This window comes from Pantoea sp. V106_11 (assembly GCF_029967885.1).
GTDB lineage: Bacteria > Pseudomonadota > Gammaproteobacteria > Enterobacterales > Enterobacteriaceae > Pantoea > Pantoea ananatis.
On record NZ_JASCAK010000030.1, the window covers coordinates 117,095 to 141,608 of the forward strand.

Annotated in this window: 22 protein-coding genes; 10 read left to right on the forward strand and 12 right to left on the reverse strand. The window is 56.2% G+C overall.

Features of this window, described 5'->3' with window-relative positions; translation table 11 throughout:
• The first annotated feature begins 121 nt into the window (after positions 1-121).
• A complete protein-coding gene (locus tag QLG08_RS14310; protein WP_013024227.1) occupies positions 122-1,558 on the forward strand; it encodes a methyl-accepting chemotaxis protein in 1,437 nt (478 codons plus the stop codon).
• Between the two features lie 158 nt (positions 1,559-1,716).
• On the opposite strand, the gene QLG08_RS14315 is transcribed toward QLG08_RS14310, so the two are convergent.
• Positions 1,717-2,007 (reverse strand): DUF1330 domain-containing protein, encoded by a 291-nt coding sequence (locus QLG08_RS14315; protein WP_013024228.1) that lies wholly within the window; start codon positions 2,005-2,007, stop codon positions 1,717-1,719.
• An 11-nt stretch (positions 2,008-2,018) separates the two neighbouring features.
• Positions 2,019-2,882, reverse strand: a complete 864-nt coding sequence (yghU, locus tag QLG08_RS14320) for a glutathione-dependent disulfide-bond oxidoreductase (RefSeq protein WP_013024229.1) — start codon at positions 2,880-2,882, stop codon at positions 2,019-2,021.
• Between the two features lie 228 nt (positions 2,883-3,110).
• Between yghU and QLG08_RS14325 the strand changes: the two genes are divergently transcribed.
• The 7 genes from QLG08_RS14325 (at position 3,111) to QLG08_RS14355 (ending at position 14,573) form a co-directional block, all read left to right on the forward strand.
• Positions 3,111-4,028 carry an aminoimidazole riboside kinase gene (locus QLG08_RS14325; RefSeq protein ID WP_013024230.1) on the forward strand — a complete coding sequence of 306 codons (918 nt, stop codon included), beginning with the start codon at positions 3,111-3,113 and terminating at the stop codon, positions 4,026-4,028.
• 504 nt (positions 4,029-4,532) lie between these two features.
• A complete protein-coding gene (locus tag QLG08_RS14330) occupies positions 4,533-7,619 on the forward strand; it encodes a beta-galactosidase (RefSeq protein WP_028715943.1) in 3,087 nt (1,028 codons plus the stop codon).
• Between the two features lie 49 nt (positions 7,620-7,668).
• Complete coding sequence (locus QLG08_RS14335) at positions 7,669-8,913, forward strand: MFS transporter (protein ID WP_014606902.1); 1,245 nt, start codon at positions 7,669-7,671, stop codon at positions 8,911-8,913.
• A 250-nt stretch (positions 8,914-9,163) separates the two neighbouring features.
• Positions 9,164-10,681: a carbohydrate porin gene (locus QLG08_RS14340; protein WP_145032991.1), complete on the forward strand. Its 1,518-nt coding sequence runs from the start codon at positions 9,164-9,166 to the stop codon at positions 10,679-10,681.
• Positions 10,682-10,747: 66 nt separating this feature from the next.
• The gene (locus QLG08_RS14345; RefSeq protein WP_029569383.1) at positions 10,748-12,118 is read left to right on the forward strand and encodes a sucrose-specific PTS transporter subunit IIBC; all 1,371 of its coding nucleotides are present in this window, start codon (positions 10,748-10,750) and stop codon (positions 12,116-12,118) included.
• Positions 12,118-13,527, forward strand: a complete 1,410-nt coding sequence (locus QLG08_RS14350) for a sucrose-6-phosphate hydrolase (RefSeq protein ID WP_238493279.1) — start codon at positions 12,118-12,120, stop codon at positions 13,525-13,527. The genes QLG08_RS14345 and QLG08_RS14350 overlap by 1 nt, the downstream gene beginning before the upstream one ends.
• Positions 13,528-13,556: 29 nt before the next feature.
• Positions 13,557-14,573, forward strand: coding sequence for a substrate-binding domain-containing protein (locus tag QLG08_RS14355; RefSeq protein ID WP_014606898.1), 1,017 nt, complete (start codon positions 13,557-13,559; stop codon positions 14,571-14,573).
• Positions 14,574-14,579: 6 nt separating this feature from the next.
• On the opposite strand, the gene dsbG is transcribed toward QLG08_RS14355, so the two are convergent.
• From dsbG to QLG08_RS14380, 5 genes are read right to left on the reverse strand one after another with little or no spacing between them, the layout of a single operon-like run.
• Entirely contained in the window at positions 14,580-15,332 is a 753-nt protein-coding gene (dsbG, locus tag QLG08_RS14360; RefSeq protein WP_013024237.1) for a thiol:disulfide interchange protein DsbG, read from the reverse strand.
• 13 nt (positions 15,333-15,345) lie between these two features.
• Complete coding sequence (locus QLG08_RS14365) at positions 15,346-15,780, reverse strand: DUF6691 family protein (RefSeq protein ID WP_105080424.1); 435 nt, start codon at positions 15,778-15,780, stop codon at positions 15,346-15,348.
• Positions 15,781-15,795: 15 nt separating this feature from the next.
• On the reverse strand, positions 15,796-16,221 hold the full coding sequence (locus QLG08_RS14370) for a YeeE/YedE family protein (protein WP_072137749.1): 426 nt from the start codon (positions 16,219-16,221) through the stop codon (positions 15,796-15,798).
• Between the two features lie 36 nt (positions 16,222-16,257).
• Positions 16,258-17,541, reverse strand: coding sequence for a bifunctional sulfur transferase/dioxygenase Blh (gene blh, locus QLG08_RS14375; protein ID WP_105080425.1), 1,284 nt, complete (start codon positions 17,539-17,541; stop codon positions 16,258-16,260).
• Positions 17,542-17,558: 17 nt separating this feature from the next.
• Positions 17,559-18,350 carry a sulfite exporter TauE/SafE family protein gene (locus QLG08_RS14380; RefSeq protein ID WP_161611377.1) on the reverse strand — a complete coding sequence of 264 codons (792 nt, stop codon included), beginning with the start codon at positions 18,348-18,350 and terminating at the stop codon, positions 17,559-17,561.
• A 185-nt stretch (positions 18,351-18,535) separates the two neighbouring features.
• Here QLG08_RS14380 and QLG08_RS14385 point away from each other — a divergent pair, with 185 nt between their 5' ends.
• Complete coding sequence (locus QLG08_RS14385) at positions 18,536-19,771, forward strand: FAD/NAD(P)-binding oxidoreductase (protein ID WP_161611376.1); 1,236 nt, start codon at positions 18,536-18,538, stop codon at positions 19,769-19,771.
• A gap of 10 nt (positions 19,772-19,781) precedes the next feature.
• On the opposite strand, the gene QLG08_RS14390 is transcribed toward QLG08_RS14385, so the two are convergent.
• Positions 19,782-20,102 carry a hypothetical protein gene (locus QLG08_RS14390; RefSeq protein WP_013024243.1) on the reverse strand — a complete coding sequence of 107 codons (321 nt, stop codon included), beginning with the start codon at positions 20,100-20,102 and terminating at the stop codon, positions 19,782-19,784.
• A gap of 205 nt (positions 20,103-20,307) precedes the next feature.
• The gene (locus QLG08_RS14395; RefSeq protein ID WP_015701223.1) at positions 20,308-20,817 is read right to left on the reverse strand and encodes a phenolic acid decarboxylase; all 510 of its coding nucleotides are present in this window, start codon (positions 20,815-20,817) and stop codon (positions 20,308-20,310) included.
• A gap of 98 nt (positions 20,818-20,915) precedes the next feature.
• Here QLG08_RS14395 and QLG08_RS14400 point away from each other — a divergent pair, with 98 nt between their 5' ends.
• Positions 20,916-21,785 carry a LysR family transcriptional regulator gene (locus QLG08_RS14400; RefSeq protein WP_015701221.1) on the forward strand — a complete coding sequence of 290 codons (870 nt, stop codon included), beginning with the start codon at positions 20,916-20,918 and terminating at the stop codon, positions 21,783-21,785.
• Between the two features lie 35 nt (positions 21,786-21,820).
• On the opposite strand, the gene QLG08_RS14405 is transcribed toward QLG08_RS14400, so the two are convergent.
• Genes QLG08_RS14405 through QLG08_RS14415 form a run of 3 tightly spaced genes read right to left on the reverse strand, consistent with a single transcriptional unit; the run spans position 21,821 to position 24,407 of the window.
• Positions 21,821-22,252: a GFA family protein gene (locus QLG08_RS14405; protein WP_015701220.1), complete on the reverse strand. Its 432-nt coding sequence runs from the start codon at positions 22,250-22,252 to the stop codon at positions 21,821-21,823.
• A 37-nt stretch (positions 22,253-22,289) separates the two neighbouring features.
• The gene (locus tag QLG08_RS14410; RefSeq protein WP_015701219.1) at positions 22,290-23,180 is read right to left on the reverse strand and encodes a siderophore-interacting protein; all 891 of its coding nucleotides are present in this window, start codon (positions 23,178-23,180) and stop codon (positions 22,290-22,292) included.
• Positions 23,181-23,195: 15 nt separating this feature from the next.
• Positions 23,196-24,407 (reverse strand): MFS transporter, encoded by a 1,212-nt coding sequence (locus QLG08_RS14415; protein ID WP_015701218.1) that lies wholly within the window; start codon positions 24,405-24,407, stop codon positions 23,196-23,198.
• Between the last annotated feature and the right edge of the window lie 107 nt (positions 24,408-24,514).

Here is a 24,514-nt window from a genome sequence, read left to right on the forward strand (position 1 = left end):
CTATTAAAGTATTTTCCGGCAGCGTCGATACCGATCTTATGTGTCTGCGCCCGTTGCGTAGATCGACTGTGAGCACGCCTCTGGTCTGAGGCGCGGTTTAACCTCTGGTGGATGCCTGGCGATGAATACAGATTTAACACGCTCCGGGGATGGCGTTTCCCCTCAACGTATTGCAAAACAGGCAGACAGGCTGATTGTCATGCTGTGTTGGATCATGGTGGTGATTTCAGCCATCGTCGGAAGCCTGTACCAGTCAACCTGGCTGGCGATAACGGTCGGCACCGGGCTGGCACTGGTCGCCACGCTGGTGGGATGGCTGGCAAACGGCACGTTATTTTCGCGCTTATGGCTGGCCTTCACGCTCATCGGCTTTGCGGGTTTGCTGATTCAACTGGGCCAGGGCGAAACCGAGTTCCACTTTTCGGTGTTTGTCTTGCTGTCGGTATTGCTGGTCTATCGCGACAGCCGACCCTTGCTGGTGGCCGCCGCGACAGGCGCCGTTCATCATCTCCTGTTTAACTATCTGCAGGAACACGATCTGTTTGGCATCGTGGTCTTTCACCATCCCGGTCTGGATATGGTGCTTTTCCACGCGCTGTTTGTGGTGGTACAGACCGCGATGCTGGTGCTTATCGCCCGGCAGATGGCCGCCGATCTCCGCGCTTCAAGTGAGGTCGCGCAACTGGCTGCCCGCATCAACCGTGAACCAGGTTGCCTGACGCTGTCGGTGGAAAATCAACAGAGTGAAACGCCATTCGCCAAAACCTTTAGCCAGACGCTGAGCACGATGCGCGGTACGTTGAACCAGGTCAGCCACGGCGTCGCTGAACTGCTGCAGGAGGCCGACAGCATGCTGTCGCGTAACGCCGCCCTGTCGCAGCGCACCGATGAACAGGCTCAGGCGCTGGAGGTGGCGACCACCGCGATGTCACAAATCAGCGTTGCCGCCAGTCAGGCGAAGGATAAGGCGCAAACGGCCTGCGATCTGGCTCATGAAACCCGCCAGGTAGCGAATAAAGGTCAACAGAATATTCAGCGGGCGATGGCCTCCATGGCGCAGATTAACGTGGAGTCTGGCCGGGTTAAAACCATTCTTGAACTGATTGACGGCATTGCTTTCCAGACGACGATTTTGTCCCTGAATGCCTCAGTAGAAGCCGCCCGCGCGGGTCAGGAAGGCCGGGGTTTTGCCGTGGTGGCCAACGAAGTGCGCAGCCTGGCATTGCGGTGTGAAAATGCCGCCCGTGAGATTCGCCAGCTCATGGATGTGTCCAGTTCCAGCGCCGAGCAGGGCACCGCGCAGGTTGATCAGGCCGCCCAGACCATGCAGGCGATTCACGTCAGTATCGACAGCCTGTCACAGCTGGTGAACGAGCTGTCGGAGATGAGCGTGCAGCAAAATCAGAGCATCGAACAGATTCAGCACAGCATTAACAGTATTGATGACAGCGTGAATCATAACGTCAAACACGTGACCGAAACGCTACAGGTGGCGCAGCACCAGCGTCAGCAGGCCAGCACGCTACAACAGGCTATCTCACTGTTTCGTTTTAGCTAGGCGAGGCAGGCAGAATCCGTTATGAGGCGGTTCTGGCGGAGAAAACACGGGCGTTATTGCCCGGGTCGCGAGGATACCGTATCAGCGGCGTCGATGGGCGCGAGTGCCCCGCAGGCCAGATGGACTGCGGGGCAATGGCGGGCATGCCCGCAAAGCGATTAATCGACGCCTTTTACCAACAATACGCGATAAGTCGCGCCCTTCAGGCGGTGCTGTTTCGCCTCCTGATATTCCGGGCTGTCATACCAGGCATGGGCGGCGTCGGTGCTCGGAAATTCAATAATCACCACACCTTCCGCCTCGGGGCCTTCCAGGGTTTCCAGATCGCCGTAAAAGGCTAATGGCTTGATGGGATGGTTGCCATGGGCTTTGCCGGCTTTATCGGCGTAAGTCACCATTTCATCCTGATCCAGGGTGTTGTCACGAATAAATACGACGTAAGCGCTCAACGTTTTTCTCCTCAGGCTTGCTTGTCTTGGGTTTGCGTATCAAAGTCCGATGCGTCATGGCGCTCGCGCAGCTGATCGGCGGGTTCGCCCATCACACGGTTCACCTTGCGGCCGCGCATAACGGCCGGACGCAGGGCGATCTCTTCGGCCCAGCGCACCACATTTTTGTAGGACTGAAGATCGAGGAATTCTGCCGCATTGTACTGGTTATACAGCACCATGCTGCCGTACCACGGCCAGGTGGCGATATCGGCGATGGTGTAATCGTCACCCGCCAGATAACGGTTATCGGCAAGCTGACGGTCCAGCACGTCAAACTGACGTTTGGCTTCCAGTGAGAAGCGGTTGATGGCGTATTCAATCTTTTCTGGCGCGTAATGATAGAAGTGACCAAAGCCGCCGCCAAGGTAAGGGGCAGAGCCTTGCAGCCAGAACAGCCAGTTCAGCGTTTCGGTGCGTTTGGCCGGATCTTTCGGCAGGAAATAACCGTATTTTTCCGCCAGATAGAGCAGGATGTTACCGGATTCAAATACGCGAATCGGTGGTGTGGCTGAATGATCGCACAGTGCCGGGATTTTGGAGTTGGGGTTGATCTCAACAAAACCGCTGCTGAACTGATCGCCTTCACCAATATTGATTAACCAGGCATCGTACTCTGCATCGTTCACGTTCAGCGCCAGCAACTCTTCCAGCAGAATAGTGACTTTCTGGCCGTTAGGCGTGCCCAGAGAGTAAAGCTGCAGCGGATGCTTACCAACCGGCAGGGCTTTTTCATGGGTTGGGCCAGCGGTAGGGCGGTTAGTTTTGGCACCATTACCTTTCGCTTCCGGGTCCCACTTCCAGACTTTAGCGGGCTGATAGTGTTGTTCAGACATGATGAGGTTCGCCTTTTTGTGTTTGGAGTTTTCACGAGTGTAGCAGTTGCCAGCGCGCTGGTTTAACCCTGGTGGCGGTGACTTTGTATCGCTTTACTACAGCGCTCAAGACAGCTTTACCGCCAGTGCGAAGAGATTTTCCCCACACAAATCACATTTATGACGCCTGAGCAATGCTAAGCTAAAACGGTTTAGTAAAATTTAGCTTTATCTGCGTAGGAGAGAGGTATGTCAGCACGAGTCTGGTGTCTGGGTGATGCCGTGGTGGACCTGCTTCCGGACGGGCCGGGGCATTTAATACAGTGTGCAGGCGGGGCGCCCGCCAATGTGGCGGTGGGCATTGCCCGCTTACAGGGCCGCAGCGGGTTTATTGGCCGGGTTGGGGACGATCCTTTTGGTCACTTTATGCAGCACACGCTGGCGACTGAACAGGTTGATACCCGCTATATGACGCTGGACAGCGCCCAGCGCACCTCAACGGTGGTGGTGGCGCTGGATCAGGAAGGTGAGCGGACTTTTACCTTTATGGTGCGCCCCAGTGCAGATCTGTTTCTGGAACAAGGCGATCTCCCCAGGTTTGAGCAAGGTGAATGGCTTCACTGCTGCTCAATTGCCCTGGCGGCAGAACCTTCGCGCTCCACCACCTTTTCTGCCATGCAGCAGATCAGCGATGCCGGTGGCTTTGTGAGCTTTGATCCCAATATTCGTCACGATCTGTGGCACGACGATGCCCAACTGCGGGACTGTGTGAACCGGGCGTTACAGCTGGCCGATGTGGTCAAGCTGTCTGAGGAAGAGCTGGCTTTTCTGACTCCGGGGGCGCAACACGCTGACAGCATGCAGGCGCTGGCGGAACGCTTTGCGATTAGCCTGCTGATGGTCACCCAGGGCAAGGCCGGAGTGAAAGTCTGGCATCAGGGTAAACATTATCACTATCCCACGCTGCCTGTGGTGAGCGTGGACACCACCGGCGCAGGGGATGCGTTTGTCGCCGGGCTGCTATGGGGGCTGGCGGAAAAGGGGATGCCCGCTAATGAGGCCGAGCTGGCGGCACGACTCAGCAGCGCACAGCAGTGTGGGGCGCTGGCGACGACGGCAAAAGGGGCGATGACCGCGTTGCCTTATCGCCACCAAATTGAAGGATAATATCCCGATAACGCCACGACGCACTGACCGGCAACCCTCGCCTGTGTCCGGTCAGTCAGCGGGTGCAGCGCCGAACGGGGTCGGCCGCTCATCCAGCGGGCCTGTCATCACTAAAGGGGACAGCGCCCGTTACCTCAGATCGGGCAGAGCGATCAGCCCCTGTCCACGCTGATGACCCGGCCGCTCAGGGTGAACCGCCTGCCGGCATAAAGCGTGGTCGGGCTTTGTCTGTCACCGCAACGCAAGCTTTACTGTTGCCCCATCATGCCGAGCCTTTTCGCGCATTGATCTGTTCCCGCGGCCATCTGCCCGTTGTCAGCGCTCCCCGTTCGCGCATCCTGACCGGGGCCGGCAAGACAGCGACCCCGCTCATAAATCTCACTGCCGATCCCGCTTTGCTGTGAGGCAGTTCACTCATTCGCCCTTCGTTGCTTTACATCCCCATTCCGGCCTCGTAATGTCATCTCAATGTGAGCGGATAACAATTTTATGCAGGAGACTGCCATGACCCTGGACAGAGATTCATTAGCGGCCGTACTCGCCCGGCGCGACTGGGAAAACCCCGGCGTCAGCGAACATAACCGGCTGGAAGCCCATCCGCCGTTTTACAGCTGGCGCAGCGCTGAGGCGGCCCATAACAACGCGCCATCGGCGCAGCGAAAAAGCCTGAGCGGCGAATGGACGTTTGCCTTTTTCCCTGCGCCCGAGGCGGTGCCGGATAGCTGGCGCACCCAGGATTTGCAGGCGGCAGCGACGATTACCGTGCCGTCAGTCTGGCAAATGCAGGGCTATGATGTTCCGATTTACACCAATGTTACCTATCCCATTCCGGTTGATCCCCCGCGCGTTCCGGCTGAAAATCCTACGGGATGTTATTCGCTCACATTTAATGTGGATGCAGACTGGCTGCAACATGGACAAACCCGAATTATTTTTGACGGCGTGAATTCAGCCTTCTATCTCTGGTGCAACGGACGCTGGGTGGGCTACGGGCAGGACAGCCGCTTGCCGTCTGAATTTGATCTGAGCGAATTTCTGCGCGAAGGTGAAAATCGCCTGGCGGTGATGGTGTTGCGCTGGAGCGATGGCAGCTATCTGGAAGATCAGGATATGTGGCGCATGAGTGGTATTTTCCGCGATGTTTCCCTGCTGCATAAGCCTGCCAGCCATCTTCGCGATCTGCGCATTCGTACGCATTTCAATGACGATTTCAGTCGTGCGCGGCTGGAAGCTGAGGTGCGGGTTGCCGGAGCACTGGATGACGATTTACGGGTCAGCGTGCAGCTCTTCGCGGGTGACACGCTAACCGGAGAAGCGACGTCGCCCTTGGGCAGCGCGATTATTGACGAGCGCGGCGCGTGGAGCGATCGGACAACGCTATGCATCAACGTTGCTAACCCTGCGCTGTGGAGTGCGGAAACGCCGCATCTCTACCGGGCGGTTGTGCAGTTACACCGGACGGACGGTACGCTGATTGAGGCGGAGGCCTGCGACGTGGGATTCCGGCACGTCAGCATCGAAAATGGCCTGCTGCTGCTCAACGGTCAGCCACTGCTCATCCGCGGCACCAACCGCCACGAGCATCATCCTGAACGCGGTCAGGTGATGGATCGTGACACTATGGTGCAGGATATTTTGCTGATGAAGCAGAATAACTTCAACGCGGTGCGCTGCTCCCATTACCCTAACGATCCCCTGTGGTATAGCCTGTGTGACCACTACGGCTTGTACGTCGTGGATGAAGCCAACATCGAAACGCACGGCATGGTGCCGATGAATCGCCTGAGCGACGATCCCGTCTGGCTTCCCGCCATGAGCCAGCGCGTCACGCGCATGGTGCAGCGCGATCGTAATCACCCCTGCATTATTATCTGGTCACTGGGTAACGAATCGGGCCACGGTGCTAACCATGATGCGCTCTACCGCTGGCTGAAAAGTGAAGATCCTTCCCGCCCGGTCCAGTACGAAGGTGGCGGGGCCAATACCGCAGCGACCGATATTATCTGTCCGATGTATGCGCGGGTCGATGAGGATCAACCTTTCCCGGCCGTGCCGAAATGGTCCATTAAAAAATGGCTGTCTATGCCAGGCGAGCAGCGTCCGCTTATTCTCTGTGAATATGCTCATGCCATGGGAAACAGCCTTGGTGGCTACGCAAAATACTGGCAGGCATTTCGTCAGTATCCTCGCCTGCAGGGCGGTTTTGTCTGGGACTGGGTCGATCAGTCGCTCATAAAATATGACGATAACGGCGAACCCTGGGCTGCCTACGGTGGCGACTTTGGTGATACGCCTAATGATCGCCAGTTCTGCATGAACGGGCTGGTCTTTGCCGACCGGACGCCCCATCCCTCGCTCTACGAAGCCCGCCATGCGCAGCAGTTCTTCCAGTTCAGGCTGCTACCGGGCAGCGAGCGCACGCTGGAAGTGACCAGCGAATACCTGTTCCGCCACAGTGATAATGAAATCCTGCACTGGTCGGTGGCTCAGGATGGCAACCTGCTGGCCGCCGGTGAAGTCACGCTGGATATCGCGCCACAGGGCCGCCAGCAGATCGCACTCCCGGAGGTGCCGCTGCCTCAATCTTCAGGCCAGCTCTGGCTGACGGTGCGGGTGGAACAGCCTCAGCCGACGGCCTGGTCAGAAGCCGGTCATATCAGCGCCTGGCAGCAGTGGCCACTGGAGGCGATCCTGAATGTGGCCCTGCCGCCTCAGGCGGCGAGTGCGCCACAGCTCAGCCGCGGCGAAGACACCTTCAGCGTGGCGGTGAACAACCAGCGCTGGGCATTCAGCCGTCAGCAGGGCGTGCTCACGCAGTACTGGATCGACGATCAGCCGCAGCTCCTGTCGCCGCTGCGCGATCAGTTTACCCGTGCGCCGCTGGATAACGATATCGGCGTCAGCGAAGTCACGCGCATCGACCCTAATGCCTGGGTCGAGCGCTGGAAAGCGGCGGGGCACTATCAGTCTGAGGTCACTACCCTGCAGTGCACCGCCGAAGCGCTCTCCGACGCCGTCGTGATCAACACCGTCCATGCCTGGCAGTTCCAGGGCAAAACGCTGTTTATTAGCCGTAAAGTGTACCGTATTGATGGATTTGGCGAGATGGCGGTGACGGTCAACGTGGAGATTGCGAGCGGCACGCCTTATCCGGCACGCATCGGTATGAGCTGTCAGCTCACCCAGATCGTCGAGCGAGTGAACTGGTTAGGCCTGGGGCCGCATGAAAATTACCCGGATCGCCTGACCTCTGCCTGCTTCGACCGCTGGGATTTACCGCTGAGTGAAATGTACACTCCGTATGTTTTCCCCACTGAAAACGGCCTGCGCTGCGGCACGCGTGAACTCAACTATGGTGCGCACCAGTGGCGTGGCGATTTCCAGTTCAACATCAGTCGCTACAGCCAGACACAGCTGATGGAAACCTGCCATCGCCACCTGTTACGGCCTGAGGCGGGCACGTGGCTCAATATTGATGGCTTCCACATGGGCGTCGGCGGTGACGATTCCTGGAGCCCGTCGGTATCACCGGAATTCCTGCTCAGTGCAGGACGTTACAGCTACCAGTTTATCTGGGGGCAACAAAAATAATGAGCGGGCAGGCTCGCGCCTGCCTGACTCTCGCGTAAGGACGTCCAATATGTACTATTTAAAAAACACGAATTTTTGGCTGTTTGGTTTTTTCTTCTTCTTTTACTTTTTCATCATGGGTGCCTATTTCCCGTTCTTCCCCATCTGGTTGCATGATATTAACCATATCAGCAAAGGGGATACCGGCATTATTTTTGCCAGTATTTCGTTGTTTTCTCTGCTGTTTCAGCCGCTGTTTGGCCTGTTGTCCGATAAGCTCGGCCTGCGCAAACACCTGCTGTGGGTTATCACCGGTATGCTGGTGATGTTCGCACCTTTCTTTATTTACGTTTTTGGGCCGCTATTACAGGTGAATATTCTGGCGGGCTCGATTGTTGGCGGTATTTACCTGGGTTTTATCTACAACGCCGGGGCACCCGCGATTGAAGCGTACATTGAGAAAGTCAGCCGCCGCAGCAATTTTGAATTTGGCCGGGCGCGCATGTTTGGCTGTGTAGGATGGGCCTTGTGCGCCTCCATCGTCGGGATCATGTTCACCATCAATAACCAGTTTGTGTTCTGGCTGGGGTCGGGCTGTGCCGTGATTCTGGCGCTGCTGCTGTTCTTCTCCCGTACCAGCACATCGTCATCCGCGACGGTTGCGCAGGCGGTGGGAGCGAATCACTCGGCGTTCAGCCTGAAGCTGGCGCTGGAGTTGTTCAGGCAGCCAAAACTGTGGTTTTTATCCCTGTATGTCGTCGGCGTGTCCTGTACCTATGACGTGTTCGACCAGCAGTTTGCTAACTTCTTTACCTCATTCTTTGCCACAGGCGAACAGGGTACGCGGGTATTTGGCTATGTAACCACCCTGGGTGAATTACTGAACGCGTCCATCATGTTTTTTGCTCCGCTGATCGTTAACCGCATTGGCGGCAAGAACGCCCTGCTGCTGGCAGGCATGATCATGTCCGTGCGTATTATCGGTTCCTCCTTTGCCACCACGGCAGTGGAAGTGGTGATTCTTAAAACGCTGCACATGTTTGAAATCCCTTTCCTGATTGTCGGCTGCTTTAAATACATCACCAGCCAGTTTGAAGTGCGCTTCTCCGCCACCATTTATCTGGTGTGCTTCTGCTTCTTCAAACAGTTAGCGATGATATTCATGTCAGTTCTGGCGGGTAACATGTATGAAAGTATTGGCTTCCATGGCGCCTATCTGGTGCTGGGCTCTATTGCGATGGCCTTTACGTTGATCTCCGTTTTCACCCTGAGCGGGCCGGGACCGCTGACGCTGTTACGTCGTCAGGCTGCCTGATCCCTTCCTCAAGACAACCGGACAGGCGTCATGACGCATCCGGTTGTCTGCTTGCCGACCGCGTTTTTTTCATCATGTCATTCCTCTTTTTCGCCTCGTCGCCGCTTCGTTTTGCGAACTGTCTCACATTCATAAAATCGGTTTAGCAAATTACTTTGCCTGAAAATACATCGATGAATATCATCCGAAAACTAAACCGGTTTAGCAAAAGACAGCATCACTACCCTTACCTTTTCTGGGATGTAAAACGATGAATAAAAAGGCACTTGCCATAACCGTTGGGCTGCTACTGAGCGCGGGGCCGGTTCTGGCAGCAGAACCAAGCATGAGCAGTATTGAAGCACGGCTGGCGGCACTGGAGCAGCGGTTACAGGCCGCGGAGCAGCGGGCGAATGCGGCAGAGAATCGCGCAGAAGCCGCAGAAAAACAGGCGCAGCAGCTTGCCCGCGCACAGCAGAAAAGCCAGGCCACCGCGACGCAGGTTGAACAGCGCACGGCGAAGCTGGAGCAGAAAGCGAGCAGTGAAGACGGCTTCGAATTTCACGGCTATGCCCGTTCCGGGCTACTGATGAACAGCTCGGCGACCAAAACTCAGGGCGGCCCGACCGTGACGCCTGCCGGGGAAACCGGCGGGCATGTCGGCCGCTTAGGTAACGAACCTGATACCTATGTAGAGCTGAATCTGGAACATAAACAAACGCTGGAAAACGGCGCAACGACCCGCTTCAAGGCGATGCTGGCCGACGGCCAGCGCACCTATAACGACTGGACGGCATCCAGCAGCGACCTCAATCTGCGTCAGGCTTTTGTCGAGCTGGGCCAGCTCCCGACCTTTACCGGCGCGTTCAAAGACACGACCGTCTGGGCGGGTAAACGCTTTGACCGGGATAATTTCGATATCCACTGGATCGACTCCGATGTGGTATTTCTCGCCGGTACCGGAGCAGGTATTTACGACATGAAGTGGAGCGATCAGGCTCACAGCAATCTGTCGCTTTACGGACGAACCTTTGGCGATATCGAGAACAACGACAACACCGCACAGAACTATATTCTCACGGCTAACAACTTCTACGGCCCATTCCAACTGATGCTGAGCGGCATGCGGGCGAAAGATAACGACGACCGGCTGGATGTGAACGGCCTGAAGGTGAAGGGCGATGCCGCGAACACCGGGTTACATGCGCTGGTGGGGCTGCATAACGACAGCTTCTATGGCCTGCGCGAGGGTTCAGCGAAAACGGCCGTGCTGTACGGTCACGGCTTAGGTGCAGAGGTAAAAGCTATCGGTTCAGACGGGGCACTGTTACCGGATGCCGATACCTGGCGGCTGGCCAGCTACGGGATTACCCCGCTGGGCGGCGGCTGGCATATCGCCCCAGCGGTGCTGGCGCAAAGCAGTAAGGATCGTTACGTCAAGGGCGACAGCTATCAGTGGGCCACCGCCAACATGCGCCTGATTCAGGGGCTGACCGAGAACTTTGAAATGCAGTACGAAGCTACCTATCAGTATATGGATCTGCGGCCAGAGGGCTTTAATCAGCGTAGTGCGGTCAACGGTAATTTCTACAAACTGACCGTTGCGCCTACGCTGAAGGCCAGCAACGTGGGTGATTTCCTCAAACGTCCGGAAATTCGCCTTTTTGCCACCTGGATGGACTGGGACCACCGACTGGATAACTACGCGCGCGGCGATGCCTTTGGCAGCAGCGGCTTTGAAGCGGGCGGTGAGTGGAACTTCGGCGTACAAATGGAAACCTGGTTCTGATCAGTCGGCCCTGCGGGGCCGTTTCAGCCGGGCCGACACTATCACACGATAAAACAGAGGTTTTTTATGGATTTCGTACAAATCTCCCGTGCATTACTGCCGTTGCTGGGGGGCAAAGAGAATATTGCCAGCGCGGCGCACTGCGCGACCCGGCTCAGGCTGGTGCTGGTCGATGACGCCAAAGCGGATACCAGCGCGATCGGTAAAATCGACGGGGTAAAAGGCTGTTTCCGTAATGCCGGACAGCTGCAGGTGATTTTTGGCACCGGGGTGGTCAACAAAGTCTACGCCGCCTTTGTCGCCGAAGCCGGGATCAGTGAATCGAGTAAATCTGAAGCCGCCGATATCGCGGCCCGCAAGCTCAATCCTTTCCAGCGCATCGCCCGTTTGCTCTCGAATATTTTCGTGCCGATTATTCCGGCCATTGTCGCGTCCGGCCTGCTCATGGGCCTGCTGGGCATGGTCAAAACTTATGGCTGGGTGAACCCGGAAAATGCCCTGTATATCATGCTGGATATGTGCAGTTCGGCGGCGTTTATTATTCTGCCGATCCTGATCGGCTTTACGGCAGCACGTGAGTTTGGCGGTAACCCGTTTTTGGGGGCGACGCTGGGCGGCATCCTGACCCATCCGGCGCTGACCAATGCCTGGGGCGTGGCGTCCGGGTTCCACACCATGAACTTCTTTGGGATAGAAGTCGCGATGATCGGCTACCAGGGCACGGTGTTTCCGGTGTTGCTGGCCGTGTGGTTTATGAGCCTGCTGGAAAAACAGTTACGGCGCATCATCCCTGACGCGCTCGACCTGATTCTGACGCCGTTCCTGACCGTGATTATTTCTGGCTTTGTGGCGCTGCTGATTATTGGTCCAGCGGGGCGTGCCTTGGGTGACGGCATCTCCTTCGTGCTCAGCACGTTGATTGCTCATGCTGGCTGGCTGGCCGGATTACTGTTTGGCGGGTTGTACTCCGTTATCGTGATTACTGGCGTGCATCACAGTTTCCACGCCATTGAAGCGGGCTTGCTGGGTAATCCTTCAATCGGCGTCAATTTCCTGTTGCCGATTTGGGCGATGGCCAACGTGGCGCAGGGCGGTGCCTGTCTGGCGGTGTGGTTTAAAACCAAGGATCCTAAAATCAAAGCCATTACCTTGCCTTCAGCCTTTTCGGCCCTGCTGGGCATTACCGAAGCCGCCATCTTTGGTATCAACCTGCGCTTTATGAAGCCGTTTATTGCCGGACTGATCGGTGGTGCCATCGGCGGTGCCTGGGTGGTTTCCGTTAAGGTCTATATGACCGCAGTGGGGCTGACTGGCTTACCCGGCATGGCCATTGTTCAGGCCAGTTCGCTGCTGAATTATATTATTGGTATGGTGATCGCCTTTAGTGTCGCCTTTGTCATCGCTTTCATGCTCAAGTACAAAACGGATTCTGAATAATGGCCCTGAAAAACCTGCTCCCCGCCATGCTTAAGGCGGTAATGAAAGGCCAGCCCAGGGCGCGGGAGGACAGCCACTATCCGGGCTGGCACCTGGCGCCAGTTACCGGGCTGCTTAACGATCCCAATGGCTTTATCCACTTCAACGGACAGTACCATCTGTTCTATCAGTGGAATGCCCTGGCCTGCGAGCACAAGCACAAATGCTGGGGCCACTGGCGTTCAGCGGATTTACTGCACTGGGAACACGAGCCGGTCGCGCTGTTGCCCGATGAAGAGTATGACCGCAGCGGATGCTATTCCGGCAGTGCGGTGGACAACAATGGCGAGCTAACCCTGTGTTACACGGGGAATGTTAAATTTGAGGACGGCTCACGTACCGCCTGGCAGTGCCTGGCCGTGCAGAACGGTGAGGGCGGATTCGACAAGCTGGGGCCGGTTATCCCGCTGCCTGAAGGCTACACCGGTCATGTCCGTGACCCCAAAGTCTGGCGGCATGGCGGGTACTGGTACATGGTGCTGGGCGCGCAGGACGCGCAGTTACAGGGCAAAGTCCTGTTACTGCGCGCCAGCGATCTGCGCCACTGGGAGAACCTGGGCGAAATAGCGGGAAGTGGCCTGGGCGGATTAGGCGCGGCGGGCTATATGTGGGAATGCCCTGACATGTTCACCCTGGGAGCCTCGACGTTTCTGATCTGCTGCCCGCAGGGCATTCCCCGGGAAGAGAAGCGCTATCTGAATACCCATCCCTGCGCATGGCTCAGCGGTACGCTCGACTATGAGAACGCGCATTACTCGCACGGTGCCTTTAATGAACTGGATGCCGGCTTTGAGTTTTATGCCCCGCAAACCACGTTAACCCAGGACGGGCGCAGGCTGCTGGTGGGCTGGATGGGCGTGCCGGACGGCGAAGAAATGCGCCAGCCCACCGTGGCGTTTGGCTGGATTCATCAGATGACCTGTATACGTGAGCTGACCGAGCGGGACGGGCGGCTTTATCAGCAGCCGGTGGCCGAGCTGCAGGCGCTGCGGCTGGACGAGCAACGCTATCGCGGGCCTGCGGATGGCGCACCGGAGATGGCGGCCCGACGTCTTGAGCTGGTGCTGACGTCCGGCGGCGATATCACGCTGGACTTTGCCGATACGCTCCGGCTGAGCTGGCATCAGGAGACGCTTTGTCTGGCACGCCGCAGTCTGGAAAACGGCGAATGGCTTTATCGTCACTGGTGCGGCAGCGCGCGCAAACTGCATATTCTGTGCGATCACTCCAGCGTCGAGATTTTTATCAATGACGGCGAAGGCGTGATGAGTAGTCGCTACTTCCCGCAGCATCCTGCCCGTTTACGCCTGGGCGGCAGCGCAGAAGTCACTGCCTGCTACTGGTCGTTACGATCCTGCATGGTAGAATAAGCCCTTGTTTCCTTAAACGAAGCACCGACGTGAAAAAAACAAAGCGCGTGACCATCAGTGATATCGCTGCGCTGGCCGGGGTGTCAAAAGCCACGGCCAGCCTGGTGCTCAACGGGCGCGGTAAAGAGCTGCGCGTGGCAGAAGAGACGCGCGAACGCGTGATGTCTCTTGCGCAACAGCACCACTATCTGCCCAGTATCCATGCCCGTCTGCTGCGCGAAAACCGCAGCCATACGTTAGGGCTGGTGGTGCCGGAGATCACCAACTACGGTTTCGCCGTTTTCTCTCACGCGCTAGAGAACCTTTGCCGTGAAGCCGGGCTACAGCTGCTGATCTCCTGTACCGATGAAAATGCCAGCCAGGAAACGCTGGTGGTTAACAACCTGGTCTCGCGTCAGGTTGATGGCCTGATCGTCGCCTCAAGTCAGCAGAGCGACAGCGACTATCTGAAGCTGAGTGAACAGCTGCCGGTCGTGCTGTTTGACCGCCACGTGAATAACAGCAGTTTGCCGCTGGTGATCACCGATTCGATTACGCCGACCGCCGAGCTGGTAGAGCGCCTGGCGCGTGCTCATCCCGATGAGGTCTATTTCCTGGGCGGGCAGCCACGACTGTCGCCGACCAAAGATCGTCTGGCCGGCTTTATGCAGGGGCTGGAGCGGGCGGGGGTAAGTCCCCGGCCGGAATGGATTATTCAGGGCAACTACCATCCCAGCAGCGGCTATGAAATGTTTGCGGCCCTGTGTGCCCGTCTTGGCAGGCCACCTAAGGCGCTGTTTACCGCCGCCTGCGGTTTGCTGGAAGGGGTGCTGCGCTATATGAGCCAGCACCATCTGCTGGAGAGTGATATTCACATAGCCAGTTTCGACGATCACTACCTGTATGATTCGCTGTCACTGCATATCGATACCGTAGAACAGAACGTACCGCGCCTGGCGCAGGAGTGCTTTTCCGTGATTAGCCAAATGATCCAGGGGCAGGAACCGGCGGACAAACAGATTATCTTGCCCGCCAGGCTGCGCTACCGTTCATCTCTGGCGCGTTAACGCCGCTTACCGACAGGCGGCCAGATCGGCCATCTGCTGTTTATCAGGCAGGCCAACAATCTGTTGCAGCTTTTGTTCATGATTCAGGTAGTAGATAGCGGGCGTGCCGTTGGCCCCTAACGCCTGCATCTGTGCCTGGTTATGCTGAATCTGATCAAACAGCGCGCGCGGCGTGCTGTCCGGGAAGGCCGGCTTATTTTTACCCTGCGAGCGTTCGAAATCCTGCCAGGCTTGAGCAGGATCGGCCGCCGCGAGAATGGCAGACGCGTAGCGTCCGCTCTCGGGCTTAAGAATGCCGACAAGCTGGGTTTTGATGCTGAGCGAGTTATTTTGTACCAGCGGCTGCACCTGCTGCCAGAAGGTCCGGCAGTAGGGGCAGAACGGATCGGCAAAGACCACGACCTGACAGCGGGCTTCAGCGCTTCCCTCCTTGATGCCCGGCATGGCCTGCAGTTGCTTCCACATGGCGCGTCCGGCGGGCAAATAAATTTCATCATTGATGATTTTTTCGCTGAGGTTATTGCCCTGCGCGTCATACATATAGCCCGAAATCGCATGCTGACCATCTGGCGTCAGGTAAATGGTGACGCCGGTTCCCTGATATTGACCCAGCCAGCCCTGAACCCCGCCGGGTGCCTTAAAGGGTTTGATGATTTCCACGCCCTGCTTTTCAATTTGCTGGACGGGGGCGGGCAGCGTAGCCGCCTGGGTCGTGCTGCTCAACAGCAGTGCGGAAAGCAGTATCCTGAACGTTTTCATTAATCCCTGTCTCTTAACGTCGTGATGAAAGTGAGGCGGTGCGGCTGTCGAGCCACTCAAAGAGCAGCATGCCTGCCAGCATGGCGATCAGGAACACTGCGCCCTTAAGCACTCCGCCGCCGAGCAGCACCAGCGCCGGACCGGGGCAGATGCCAGCCAGCCCCCAGCCAATCCCGAACAGCATAGCCCCTGCGATCAGTTTTTTATCCAGCGCGCGCTGGCCGGGCAGATGAAAGGTTTCGCCAAAGACCGGACGCTCATGTCGGGAGGCCAGCCAGAAGGCCACCAGCCCGACGGTAATCGCGCCGCCCATCACCAGCGCCAGAGAGGGATCCCAGGCGCGGGTAATGTTCAGAAAACCCAGAACCTTGGCCGGGTTCGCCATGCCGCTGACGATTAAGCCCGTACCAAATAACAGCCCACTAAGCAGAGAAAATAAAACGGCCATTGTTCCTCCTGATATTCACCCGTGGCCCATCACGCCAACGGTCAGCATGGCGGTTAACATAAAGACCAGCGTCGCCACCAGTGAGCGCAGTGACAGCCGCGATAATCCACATACGCCGTGACCGCTGGTGCAGCCCGAGCCCAGGCGAACACCCAATCCCACCAGCACGCCGGCGAGTACCAGACGTCCCCATGACGCTTCAGTTTCAATGGCGGGCAGGGCGCTGAACAGCTGGAACACCAGCGGCGACAGGACCAGACCCGCAATAAAGGCCAGCCGCCAGGGCTTGTCTGATGAGCGGCGTTTAAGCAGACCGCCCAGAATGCCGCTGATACCGGCTATGCGGCCACAAAACAGCACCAGCATGCCCGCCGCCGCGCCAATCAGCAGCCCACCCACCAGGCTTTGCAGTGGCGTAAAATGAATCAGGTCAATATGCATTCTCCACCCTTCCCAGTGCAGTGCTTACGTCATGCGTTAAAAGCGGTTTAGCGGGATTTTCAGATAGCGCTCGCCATCGCTCTCGGGTTCAGGTAACCGCCCGCCGTGAATATTCACCTGCAGGGCCATTAGCATGAGTTCTGGCAGCGGGAGCGTGGCATCACGCTGCTGCCGCCGGGCAATAAAATCCTGTTGATGTTGATCAACCACCCACGGATTGTTTTCCCGCTGCTCACGTACCGTGCTTTCAAACTGCACGTCGCGCCCGTCAGGGCGATAATCATGACCGGTAAATAAACGTGTATCGTCAGGTAACTGCAGAATGCGTTGCAGGCTGTCCCATAATACGGCAGCGCTGCCGCCGGGGAAATCAGCCCGCGCTGTGCCGCTGTCGGGCATAAAAAACGTGTCGTGGATAAAAGCACAGTCGGCGATGTGATAGGTCACCGACGCCAGCGTGTGGCCGGGAGATAAAATGACTTCACCCCGCAGATTGCCGATGTAAAACACCTCGCCGTCCCTGAATAAGGTGTCCCAGATTTTCTCAGCTGGCGTCAGGCCGGGCAGGTTATAGAGAGTTTGCCACAGCCTTTGTACCTCAGTGACCTTTTCACCGATGCCGGTAGGCGCACCGGTTTTCCCGGCCAGCCAGGCGGCGGCAGAGAAGTGGTCGGCATGAGGATGGGTATCCAGAACCCACGCAACCTGCCAGTTTTTTTGCTGAATAAAATCCAGCATGCGTTGGGCCTGCTGACAGAATACCGCTCCCGAGCGGCGATCAAAGTCCAGCACCGGATCGATGATGGCGCAGCGCCGGGTTTGTCCGTCAGCAATCACATATTGCAGGCTTCCGCTCTCGGGTTCATAGAAATGGTACACCTCTGCATGAGGCGGATGGCGCAGCCTGTTTGCATACCAGGCCAGGGGCTTATCGGCATCGGCACCAAACTGTTGGCAGGTAGCCCGAAATTCGGCCTCATCTATCCGGCCTTCGCGTAACTCATGCAGTAAAAACAGGCTAAGCGATCGCGCACCACTCCGACAGTGTGCAAAGATTTTTGCACCGCGTTTAACCCGACGATGAAAAGCCTCAACGTCTTCCCAGCTCAGTGTGTCAAAGGTGAAGGGCATATAGACGTAGTCCATGCCCAGTTGCTCAGCCAGCGCCTTTTCCTGCTGATGAGGCAGAAAGGGGCCTTCTTCCTCATCAGGCCGATTATTAACCACAACCTCAAAGCCCAACTGGTGCAACTGGCTGAAATCCTCTGCAACTGGTGCATCGGAAAACGCGACTTGCGCATTAAAATGGCGGATATTCATAACCTGTTCCCGTTTATTCAGAGATTTTTAAGCAACATGTAGCAGGCCATCACGATCAACATGGCTGAAAAGACGGCATTGATCGCGCGCGCATTGTGTTTCAGCCGGCTGGCCACCGCGACACCGACTAAGCCGCCCAGCAGGCCGCCAGCAATGAGGTAGATTGTCATCACCACAGAGACTTTGCCCGCTAGGGCATAGCTTGCGCTGGTCGAGATCCCCATGGCGAACACCACCATCAGCGAGGTTGCTATCGCCTCCACCATGGGTAAGCGGAACAACCAGACAAGCGCGGGCACCACTAAAAATCCTCCTCCGATGCCCATAAATCCGGCCAGTATTCCCAGCAGCAGTACGCTTCCCCAGACGATAGCGGGGGCAAAGTGCCTGTCTGGCGCGGAGGCACCGGGCAAAGGAGACTGTTTTCCTAGCATCATCAGCGCCACGGTGAACATCAAAAGGGAAAACGGCAGTAGCAGGTATTGTCCACTGACGATTTTTCCCAGTTCGGCTCCGAGCAGTGCGCCGCAGACCGCCACAAGAGAAATTCTCGCACCCGTTGCCCATCTGACATTGCCTTTACGACTATGGGCAAACAGATTGATCAGGGCGCTGACCGCCACCGCAATGGCGCTGGTGCCGATGACCCGATGCGTGTCGGGTACCTTCACCAGATACAGCAGCAGCGGCACGCACATGACCGATCCGCCGCCGCCGGTCAGCGCCAGAAAAAAGCCTACGGCGATGCCTGTTACAACTAACAGGCATACCGTGAGGGCTGAAAAATGGGTGAATTCCTGAATGATCATTTTCATTCCTGGCGTTATTTTTACGCTATTAAAGAGGCCGTAAAAATGACTGTCAACTCATTATTTCTTTTAGCTATATCATATAGCTAAATATTATAAGAGGTTTTTTTTATAACTTTAAAGTCTATTGATTTGCTTTATATCTGTGCTGCTATCCACTACGGTTAAATGAAAGGGAGGCCTGCATGAATGATAAAAATAATCCCCATCACCCGCATCTTGTTGTTATTGGTGGTGGCTCAGCTGGAATTGGCGTCATCGCAAGTATTAAGAAACGCATTAAAAACATCAAAATAACGCTAATTGAGCCAAAGGAAGAACATGATTATCAACCTGCCTGGACACTGGTGGGGGCCGGATTATTTTCCGCTGAAAAAACCCGAAAACGCATGAGTGACGTTATTCCGTCGGGCGTGAACTGGATTCACGATGCCGTGACGCATGTTTCACCTGATCTGAAATTTATTGAAACAGCGACAGCCCAAAAAATAGGTTACGACTATCTTATTATCGCCAGCGGTCTGGTGTTGCGTTGGGATAAAATCAGGGGCCTGAGTGAAACCCTGGGCCGCAACGGCGTAACGTCAAACTACCGATACGATTTGGCGCGCTATACATGGGAACTGGTGCAAAACCTGAAGCAGGGAAAAGCCATTTTTACCCAGCCTGGGATGCCGATAAAGTGCGCGGGTGCGCCGCAGAAGGCGCTCTATCTCTCCGCCGATTACTGGCTGCGACGGGACCGTCTGGCACAGATCAACATTCAGTTCTGCCTGGCAGGTCAGGTCGTTTTTGGCGTGCCCGAATTTGTTCCGCCGCTGAAGGCCTATCTGGAGAAATACCAGGCGCAGGTCAATTTTGGACATACGCTTACTGCCGTTGATGGAATCAATAAGCAGGCGACGTTTACCCTCACCGATCCCGACGGCAGCACGCGTGACGTCACCCTGCCGTTCGATATGCTCCATGTTGTCCCGCCTCAGGCTGCGCCAGACTTTATTGCCGAAAGCGGTCTGGCGGATGCTGCTGGCTGGTGTGATGTCGATAAAGAAACGCTGCAGCACAGCCGCTGGCCCGATATTTTTGCTTTGGGCGATTGCTGCTCAACGCCGAACGCCAAGACGGCCGCAGCGGCGCGTAAACAGATCGTGGTCGTGGCCGAAAACCTGAGGCAGGTCGTTAACGGGGCGATCCCGCAAACGCGTTACGATGGCTACGGTTCGTGTCCGCTCACCGTGGAGAAAGGCAAAGTCGTGCTGGCTGAGTTTGGTTATGGCAACCGCCTGCTGCCGACCTTTCCGCTCCATTCAGCCCGTCCCAGCCGCGCAGCATGGTGGCTAAAGGCCTGGTTTTTACCGCGCTTTTATTGGGCTGGTATGCTGCGCGGTATTGAGTGGTTGGCCAAAAGTAAACCCCTGTAGTGAAGGCCGTTCAGGGGCGAACGTATAAAGCGCCCCGCGACTGCTGTTCAATAATGTAGGTTATGGCGGCGGGCACGACGCGAAAGTGGGATGGCAGCATGCTGACGTCAATATTTTGTGCCCGGAGGGCGTTATTGCAGAGTAACAGCGTCACGCTCGGCGCATTCTTAAGGGCATCTGAAATCGTCCTGCCAGTCACATCACCTGCCGCGTCGCCATTAAAAACGATGGCGATATCCCCGTCAAAATCCTCTTCTTTAAGCAGATTGCCAGCATTAGCCAGGGCGTGAGCAATGCGATTTTTATCAGGTACATGCAAAATGATTTTCATTCTGGGCCTCAGGTTGTTATCGCGACGGGCGAAAAACGAATGGCTCAGAATAAAACAGCGTGAGGATCGGATAAATGTGATGAGTGAAAGAAAATATGTCGTCGACGATGGTTTCTAAAAAAAGAAAAATAGCGGCTCTGATAAATTCGAAATTGCTGTGTGCGTCTTTTTTTAAAAAAAGGGGGGTTCCCCCTTTAATAGCTAATTATTTTTTCAGATTTTCAGGGAAATTGGCAGGTAATTCACTTGCCGCGCAGGCTATCACGTCATCGTTATTTTTTCCCGCATCGTGGACAAAGGTGATAGTCGCGAACTCATCAATGACTTCTATTGGATAAGTCGGGCCGGCATCGCGGTACTGCGCCATTTCGTCCAGATGATCGTTCTGGAAGCAGACGGTGCGTTCAGGATTATTCATGACCCAGCGCGGGAAGAAGATGGTGCCATGAAACAGCTTGTCGCCCAGGTTGGCAATCAGGCTGACACTGGTGCCGGTCGGTTCAGTCCAGGACACTTTATAGATGTCTTCACCGACGCAGACAATATAGACATGCTGGTCTTTCACCCAGCGGTTGCCCACCATGCCGCTATGAATACGGTAATCGACGGTGTCTTCGTTTTTAATATACAGCTCGTAATTCCAGCCATTGTCATAGGTATAAACCAGATGTTTACCGATGAAACCGTCAAGATTGTGTTTGTCGAATTTGCTCATTATTTGTTCTCCTCTGTGGTTGAAACCAGCTTACCCATTCACTTTGTGAATTAAAAACGCTAATTTATGATGAAATTGATTCAAAAATTGGATGGGTTATGCATAAAACCACACTGGAGCAGTGGAGCCTGTTGGACAAGGTGGTGCGAGAGGGCAGTTTTGCCAGAGCGGCGAGTCTGACCAACCGCAGTCAGTCATCCGTCAGCTATAACCTTGCTATGTTGCAGCAGCGCATAGGGATTACGCTGTTACATGCAGAGGGGCGCAAGGCGGTGCTGACGCCGGCAGGCGAGTTGCTGCTGGCGCAGGTGCGCCCGCTACTGAAAGCTTTTCATTCACTGGAGGCGTTTGCGGGATCAATACGCAGCGGCGTCAGAACAAAGCTGGATGTGGTGGTTGACAGCATCTTTCCGCGTCGACAACTGTTTTCCGTCCTTAAGGCGTTTCAGCAATGCCATCCTCATACTCAGATCAACCTGACCGAGGTGCTGGAAACCAACACCGATTACGCCGAGGCCGACGTGATGGTGGTGACCCAGCGCCAGGATATGGCCGGGCGGGGAGAGTGGTTGATGAATGTGGATTTCGTCGCCGTGGCGCACTGCGACCATCCCTTGCATCAGCATGGCGGCATCCTGGATGAAGAACGGTTGGCACAGTATCCGCTGATTCGCATTGCCGACCGGGAACATTTCACCGTGCAGGATGAGAGCAGCAATGGCGATTACTGGTCGTTTTCGACTATTGAGGCGGCGGTAGAGGCGGTGGTGCACCAGGTGGGTTATGGCTGGATCCCCTTCGAGCGCATCGAACATGAACTGGCGCAGGGAACACTAAAAATATTGCCCTTACAGCACGGCGTTCGTCGTGCCACCCCGCTGCACTTACTGATTAAGAAAGATATCCTGACGCTGGATCCACAAATTGTTACCCTGCTCGATCTGCTGAAAAACGCCACCCGTTCGTGACAGAGGGATCGCGATGAGGAACGCGTCTTCAGGGGCTATTTGTCACCGTTCAACGCAAGGAGCAGGGCATCCAGCGAATCTGGCGCGTGCGGATATCCGTTTTTTACCTTGTGAACGTCCCAGGACATTGCATCCTCAAGGCAGAAATCGCCTGCACACTGCAACGCGAGGTCTTCATCTAACAGCCCAATCGGTAGCCAGATCAGGGGGCGGCCGCGCAACAGGTTCGGCACCGTCGAGCCACAGTGCCTGCAAAAGTCATTACGGTATCCCTGCGGGCGACGCCAACTGCTGATATCGGCTTCACCGGCCAGCCAGCTAAACTGATCGGCATGAACCAGCGTGGCCAGGTTATGGCCGGTACCGGTCTGACGGCGGCAAAGCGAACAGTGACAGCGGTAAAAATGGCTGGGTTGTTGAGCCAGCTTAAAAACGACCGTTCCGCATAAACAACGTCCAGAAATCATCCTTTTTTCCCTGAATGCGCCAACCCTAAGGCGATGTTTAGTGTGCCCGCTTTTTGGCCCAGTAAGCCATAAAGTTAATCGCGTCGCGATCGACGCCGCGCTCCCCTATCAGGTGGCGGCGTAATAGCTTCACCACGGTCGATTCGGCCGCTACCCAACCGTAAAATTCCGTGTTGCGGCCCTGAGCACGGTCCCACAGCAATTCGCCTTCTGCCTCTTCCTGCACGTCCTGCTGGCGGCCGCCATCGGGAACGTTAACCCGGGATTTTATTGCCTCAACCAGGCATTCCCCGTGTGAAGCAAATGCAGGTTTTCGCGGCAACCAGACGATGTCGGCAAAGGTATAGGCGTGCAGATCGACGCAATCTTCCGCATCCGGGACTTCAAAAAAGGCCTGAACCCGAGGCGGATTTTCCTGTCTGGACAGTCTTTCCAGAATGCCTTTCGCCGCGGGTAATGCGGTTTCATCGGCAATCAGTAACGCATTACGCAGCGCATCCGGTGGCGTCCATTCATATCCGCCGCTGTCAGATTCACAGGCCGCATTGGGCGCAACGATCACCAGGCCGTCACCCGGTTCAGCATTGATTGCCCAGGCCGATGCCGGGCCTTCCGTACCGTGGCTGACAAACTCAATCGTCAACTCCTGGCGCTCAGGATCGAGATGACGCAGCGTATAGGTGCGCAACAGCGGACGCTTCTCTTTTGGCAGCGACAGAATGGTCTGGTACCACTCGCCATCATTGGGAAGCGCAGGCATGCTGCCATCTTCCGCCGGCAGCAAAATTTTGATCCGCTGATCGGGCGCGTCAGACTTCATCTGCGCCACGTCAGGCCCGTTGAACACCAGGCTCAGCATTGAGGGAGAAAGATGACGCTTGCGTGCCAGTTTTACGTCAAACAGGCGGTAGCTATGGGCTTCAGCCATCGTCGTTCCTTTTGGTTAATGAGCCGATAAGGTTGAGCGGCGACGTGCACGCCAGATCACACCTGACATCGCCACGAACAGCAGGGCAGCGCTGAATGCGGCAGCGATCAGCGCCGTTGCGCCCTGTGACTGCGACACCAGGGGAACCAGCAGCGCGCACAATCCGTAGCCTAAGGTATGGCTGGTGGCTATCCAGCCGGCACCGGCACCGTCTGCCAGCCTGTCATTTAGCAGCAGCTGATAAGCCGGCGTACCCAGTGCAGCACCAAACGAAAGCAGGGCACAGCCGGTGTAAAACAGCCAGAGCGGTGTGCTCAGCATCATCGCCAGACCCAGAGACATCAACAGCCCTGCGCTCAGTAACAGCGCAAGCGGCGTCAGTAACTGGGGTCGCAGTACCATAAACTGGGCGCCCAGTGAGGCGATGGCCGCCACGCTCAGCAGCCAGGCAACCTGATGGCTGATTGCGGCGGTATCACCGGTAAACTGTCTGGCCAGTGCCGGGGATAAGCCCAACTGCATCAGGCTCACCGTGGCCGCCAGCAGCAGAGCGCACAGCAGATAGGGCAGACAATCGATGCGCAGGCGGGCATTCCTGCGCGCCACCGCAGGCTGTGGCTCGGTACCGCGCAACGGCAACAACATAGCCAGCGCCAGCAACGGCGCAACGACCAGTAACACCAGCGGTGCCATCGGATGAATAACTAACATTCCGGCAGCGCACAGCGGGCCAAACAGCCTGCCGCAGCTCAGACCGGAGCTGATGGTCGCCAGCGCCGTCATGCGCTTGCCTTCACCGGCACGGTTTAGCGCCCAGACCTGGCACGCCGGAACCATCGCCGACACCATCAGGCCATAAATCACCCTGGCAATAATTAATATACCTAATCCAATCGGAGCACTGACCGCCCGCGTGGAAAGAAGTGCGCAGCCCATAGCGAGTAGCAAAAAACTTGCGCCATAACCGGCCAGTGACCAAAGCACGACCGGTTTGCTGCCGAGACGCGCAATCTGTTTTCCCCACCACGGCGATGAGGGCAAAAACAGCATAGAGCCGAGCGTTAACAATCCCGCCCAGACCGAAAGACTTAAACTGGTCTGCGCAACCAGCATCGGGATAGCCACCAGCAAACCATTCTGTCCGACGCCCAGCAGTCCGGCGCTTAATGCTAAAGGCCAGTTAGGTAAGGCTTTTTGTGGCGTAGCGGTCAGTTCAAGAGATGTCACAATGTTGCTAGCCCGTATCTTTGTTGTATGTATTTGTAAAATTTATTCCGCCAATTCTAACAATTGTCGTTGATAATGAGAACTGTTATCGGCAGAATTCGCATTAT

What these genes read in the sequence shown, in the direction of transcription:
- QLG08_RS14310 (WP_013024227.1), top strand. Translation starts at nt 122, where the DNA reads ATGAATACAGATTTAACACGCTCCGGGGATGGCGTTTCCCCTCAACGT.
- yghU (WP_013024229.1), bottom strand. Translation starts at nt 2,882, where the DNA reads ATGTCTGAACAACACTATCAGCCCGCTAAAGTCTGGAAGTGGGACCCG.
- QLG08_RS14325 (WP_013024230.1), top strand. Translation starts at nt 3,111, where the DNA reads ATGTCAGCACGAGTCTGGTGTCTGGGTGATGCCGTGGTGGACCTGCTT.
- QLG08_RS14330 (WP_028715943.1), top strand. Translation starts at nt 4,533, where the DNA reads ATGACCCTGGACAGAGATTCATTAGCGGCCGTACTCGCCCGGCGCGAC.
- QLG08_RS14335 (WP_014606902.1), top strand. Translation starts at nt 7,669, where the DNA reads ATGTACTATTTAAAAAACACGAATTTTTGGCTGTTTGGTTTTTTCTTC.
- QLG08_RS14340 (WP_145032991.1), top strand. Translation starts at nt 9,164, where the DNA reads ATGAATAAAAAGGCACTTGCCATAACCGTTGGGCTGCTACTGAGCGCG.
- QLG08_RS14345 (WP_029569383.1), top strand. Translation starts at nt 10,748, where the DNA reads ATGGATTTCGTACAAATCTCCCGTGCATTACTGCCGTTGCTGGGGGGC.
- QLG08_RS14350 (WP_238493279.1), top strand. Translation starts at nt 12,118, where the DNA reads ATGGCCCTGAAAAACCTGCTCCCCGCCATGCTTAAGGCGGTAATGAAA.
- dsbG (WP_013024237.1), bottom strand. Translation starts at nt 15,332, where the DNA reads ATGAAAACGTTCAGGATACTGCTTTCCGCACTGCTGTTGAGCAGCACG.
- QLG08_RS14365 (WP_105080424.1), bottom strand. Translation starts at nt 15,780, where the DNA reads ATGGCCGTTTTATTTTCTCTGCTTAGTGGGCTGTTATTTGGTACGGGC.
- QLG08_RS14370 (WP_072137749.1), bottom strand. Translation starts at nt 16,221, where the DNA reads ATGCATATTGACCTGATTCATTTTACGCCACTGCAAAGCCTGGTGGGT.
- blh (WP_105080425.1), bottom strand. Translation starts at nt 17,541, where the DNA reads ATGAATATCCGCCATTTTAATGCGCAAGTCGCGTTTTCCGATGCACCA.
- QLG08_RS14380 (WP_161611377.1), bottom strand. Translation starts at nt 18,350, where the DNA reads ATGATCATTCAGGAATTCACCCATTTTTCAGCCCTCACGGTATGCCTG.
- QLG08_RS14385 (WP_161611376.1), top strand. Translation starts at nt 18,536, where the DNA reads ATGAATGATAAAAATAATCCCCATCACCCGCATCTTGTTGTTATTGGT.
- QLG08_RS14390 (WP_013024243.1), bottom strand. Translation starts at nt 20,102, where the DNA reads ATGAAAATCATTTTGCATGTACCTGATAAAAATCGCATTGCTCACGCC.
- QLG08_RS14395 (WP_015701223.1), bottom strand. Translation starts at nt 20,817, where the DNA reads ATGAGCAAATTCGACAAACACAATCTTGACGGTTTCATCGGTAAACAT.
- QLG08_RS14400 (WP_015701221.1), top strand. Translation starts at nt 20,916, where the DNA reads ATGCATAAAACCACACTGGAGCAGTGGAGCCTGTTGGACAAGGTGGTG.
- QLG08_RS14405 (WP_015701220.1), bottom strand. Translation starts at nt 22,252, where the DNA reads ATGATTTCTGGACGTTGTTTATGCGGAACGGTCGTTTTTAAGCTGGCT.
- QLG08_RS14410 (WP_015701219.1), bottom strand. Translation starts at nt 23,180, where the DNA reads ATGGCTGAAGCCCATAGCTACCGCCTGTTTGACGTAAAACTGGCACGC.